General features: G+C 71.4%; 2 protein-coding genes and 1 tRNA gene. 2 read left to right on the top strand and 1 reads right to left on the bottom strand.

What is annotated here, in order from left to right; translation table 11 throughout:
• A partial coding sequence (locus tag ACWDS7_RS34305; protein ID WP_451932635.1) for a nucleotide-binding protein occupies positions 1–2,508 on the top strand: 2,508 nt, incomplete at its 5' end.
• Between the two features lie 118 nt (positions 2,509–2,626).
• Positions 2,627–2,715, top strand: a tRNA-Ser gene (locus ACWDS7_RS34300).
• A 470-nt stretch (positions 2,716–3,185) separates the two neighbouring features.
• Here ACWDS7_RS34300 and ACWDS7_RS34295 read toward each other — a convergent pair.
• On the bottom strand, positions 3,186–3,867 hold a 682-nt coding region (locus tag ACWDS7_RS34295; protein ID WP_451932634.1), incomplete at its 5' end, for an aldo/keto reductase.

Genomic DNA, 3,867 nt, shown 5'->3' with positions numbered 1-3,867 from the left:
CCGCGTGCCGAGCCTGAGGTCCGTGCGCCGCGTGCCGAGCCTGAGGTCCGTGCGCCGCGTGCCGAGCCTGAGGTCCGTGCGCCGCGTGCCGAGCCTGAGGTCCGTGCGCCGCGTGCCGAGCCCGAGCAGGAGCCCTCCCGCGGCCTGTTCGAGCAGCCTCGCCGCCCGCAGGAGCCGGCCGAGCCCCTCACCTTCGCCCCCGCCGAGCCGTCCGGCCCCACGCTCGAACCGTTCAAGCCCTCGGCCCCGGAACCCGGGGGGTCCGCCTTCGGCGGCGGTTCCGACCGCGACCGGTTCACGCTGCCGGCCGCCGGCCCCGGAGGGTTCACCTTCGGCGGCGCCGGTTCCGAGCATGACCGGTTCACGCTGCCGGCCGTCGGCTCCGACCGTGCGGGATCCTCCGGCGGCGCCGGAGCGGAGGATGACCGGCCCAGCTCCGGTGGTCCCGGACAGGACGAGGCTCACTCCGGTCCCGGCGGCCCCGAGCAGAGCGACGACCGCTCCGCCTCCGAGCGCGACGACCGCTCCGGCACCGATGGCGCCGATGGCGCCGGGCCGGACGACGCTCGCTCCGGCGCCGGCGGCCCGGGCCGTCGTGACGACCTCTCCGCCTTCGGCGGTGCCGGGCAGGACCGCGACCGGTCCGCCTCCGGAGCCGCCGAGCCGTTCGCCTCCGGGGAGACACTCCGGTCGGTCCTCGGGCGTCCCGAGCCTGAGGCCGTCGAGCCGTTCCGGGTGCCCGAGTCCTTCGGTGCCGACCACTCGACGCCTGCCGCGCCGCTGGAACGTGCCCCCGATCTGTTCGGCTCGACCGTCCCCCGCATCCCGGACTCCGGCCGGACCTGGGACACGGCCTTCACCCCGGACCGTGACAAGCCTTTCTCCCCCGACCAGGACAAGCCTTTCGCCTCAGATCGGGACAAGCCTTTCTCTTCTGACCAGGACAGGCCCTTCTCCTCTGACCGGGACAAGCCCTTCTCCCCGGACCAGGACAAGCCTTTCTCCTCTGACCGGGACACGGCTTTCCTTCCGGGCCCGGACAAGCTCTTCGGCCCGGACCGGGACACGGCCTTCACCCCCAAGGAGGGGGTGGCCCCCGCTCCCGACCGTGACAAGCCCATCTCCTCGGCCCGGGACACTTCCCCCACCCTCAACCGGGACGTAGCCTCCGTCTCGGATCGGGACAAGCCTTTCTCTGACCGGGATGCGCCTTTCTCCTCGGATCGGGACAAGCCTTTCCCTCCGAATCGGGATGCGGCTTTCAGCTCGGACCGCGACAATCCCTTCCTTTCGGACCGGGAGTCGGCTTTCCCCTCGGACCGCGACAAGCCCTTCGCCTCGGCCCGGGAGACGGCCTTCGCTCCGGATCGGGACAAGCCGTTCGCCCCGGACCAGGACAAGCCCTTCTCCTCAGACCGGGACAAGCCCTTCGCCCCGGACCGGGACGCGGCTCTCCCCTCGGACCGGGTCACGTCCGAGCCGGCGCGGGAGCCGTACCAGGCGCGCCGCCGTCAGGCGGCCCCGACGCCCGCCTTCAGCACGTCCTCCCGGCAGCAGACGCCGGGCACCCCCAGGCCGTCGGCCGACAGTCTGGACCCCGAGTCGCTGCTGAGGGGGCGCCGTAACGGGCCCGCCGGGGGCTGGCGCAAGCTGATCTACAAGGCGTCGGCGGGATTGATCAAGCCCGGCGAGTCCCCTGAGGTCCGCCGCCGCCGTGAGCTGGTCGGCCGTGCCCGCACGCCGGTCGCCACGGGACACCACCGGGTCGCCGTGCTCAGCCTGAAGGGCGGCGTCGGGAAGACCACCACAACGGTCGGTCTCGGCGCCACCCTCGCTCAGATCCGCGGTGACCGGGTCATCGCGGTCGACGCCAACCCCGACCGCGGCACCCTGTCGGACAAGCTCGAACTCGAAACCTCCGCGACCGTCCGCGACCTGCTCAACGAGCGCCAGCAGATCAAGCGCTACGTCGACATACGGGCGTTCACCTCGCAGGCCCCGTCCCGTCTGGAGATCCTCGCCTCCGACCGCGACCCGTCGGTGTCCGAGGCGTTCAGCGCGTCCGACTACCAGTCGGTGGCCCAGGTCCTGGAGAACTTTTACTCGATCTGCATCACCGACTGCGGCACCGGCCTGCTCCACTCGGCCATGTCCGGCGTCCTCGGCCTGGCCGACCAGCTCGTCCTGGTCAGCTCCCCTTCCGTGGACGGAGCCCGCGCCGCCTCGGCGACGCTGGACTGGCTGGAGGCACACCATTACGAGGATCTGGTCCGCTCCGCCACGGTGGTGCTGTGCAGCGTCCGTCCCCGGTCGAAGTCCACAGTCGATCTCGACCGCCTGGAGGCCCACTTCGCGGCCCGCTGCCGCGCCGTGATCCGCGTCCCCTACGACCCCCATCTCGAAGAGGGCGCGGAGATCGACCTGGAGAGGCTGCAGCCCGCCACCCGGGAGTCCTTCCTCCGGCTGGCGGCCTCGGTGGGCGACGGCTTCGCCGGCGGGCAGCTCTGAGTCCGGTACGGCAGGCGTCCCGCCTCCCACGCGAGACGAGACGCCTGCCAAGTCCCGTGCGCGCTTGAGGCGGTGAGAGGCTAAGGTGCATCTGACACGTTCTTCGGACGTGTCGCCAGGAGAGCTCGCCTAGTGGACGATGGCGGCGGTCTTGAAAACCGCTAGGGCTGGTGACAGTCCTCGTGGGTTCGAATCCCACGCTCTCCGCTCACCTCGCGAAACGGCGTCTGACCAGGGCTTTCCCTCGGACCAGGCGCCGTTGGTCGTTTCCGGGATGCGCAGCCGTACGCCACCGTGAGCGGCCCTCAGCCGGTGGTCGCGGGATGTACGCGGGATGATGTTGGTCACGTTTCCCCAGGTCACACCTGCAAAACTCCGATGGGGCGTACCGGTTCCGCTCACCGGATCCCGGCCGGTGCCGCGACGATGACGCTTGTCGATCTCGGCTGCGCCCCCCATGACGGCGGGTCCACTGGCTTTCCTGCACAGCGACAGGCCCGGCTCCATGTTCTGGAGCCGGGCCTTGTGTTCTGATGGGGTGTGCACGAGTGGGCGTGACCTGGCCGGACCGGATGCCTCAGATGATCGCTTCCCGCATGGAGGGTGATCGTTTTCCGAGTCGGCGACGGTTTCCCGAACCGGCGATGGGCGCTGCATCGAGCACGACCGCGGCGGGCTCAGCCGTTGACGAAGGTGAGGCTGGTCGCGTCGTAGCGGGTGCCCGCGATCTGCTCGGGCGGGGCGGCGGCCTCGATGGCGGCGAGATCCTCGGCGGACAGCTCGACGGCCAGGGCCGCGAGGTTCTCCTCCAGATACCGCTGCCGCCGAGTACCGGGAATCGGCACCACGTCGTCGCCCCGGTGCTGCACCCAGGACAGGGCCAGTTGGCCGGTGGTGACCCCCTTCGCCGCGGCCAGCTCGTTCAGCTCCGCGACGATCGCCAGGTTCCGTTCGAGATTGCCGTCGGCGAAACGCGGCTGGCTGCGCCGCACGTCGGTCTCCGCCAGCCCCTCGACCGAGCTGTACCGGCCGGTCAGGAAGCCGCGCCCAAGCGGAGAGAACGGGACCAGGCCGATGCCGAGCTCGCGGCAGAGCGGGACGATCTCCGCCTCCAGGTCGCGGGTCCACAGCGACCACTCGCTCTGTAGCGCGGCGATCGGGTGCACCGCGTGCGCCCGCCGGATGGTTCGCGCGCCGGCCTCGGACAGCCCGAGGTGGCGGACCTTCCCGGCCCGCACCAGCTCGGCCATGGCGCCGACGGTCTCCTCGATCGGCACCTGCGGATCGACCCGGTGCTGGTAGTACAGGTCGATGTGGTCAACCCCGAGCCGGCGCAGTGACGCCTCGCACGCCTGCCGC

Source organism: Streptosporangium sp. NPDC003464, assembly GCF_053588315.1.
Note: the sequence above shows the minus strand (reverse complement) of the source record. Positions and strands in the feature narration are given on the sequence as shown.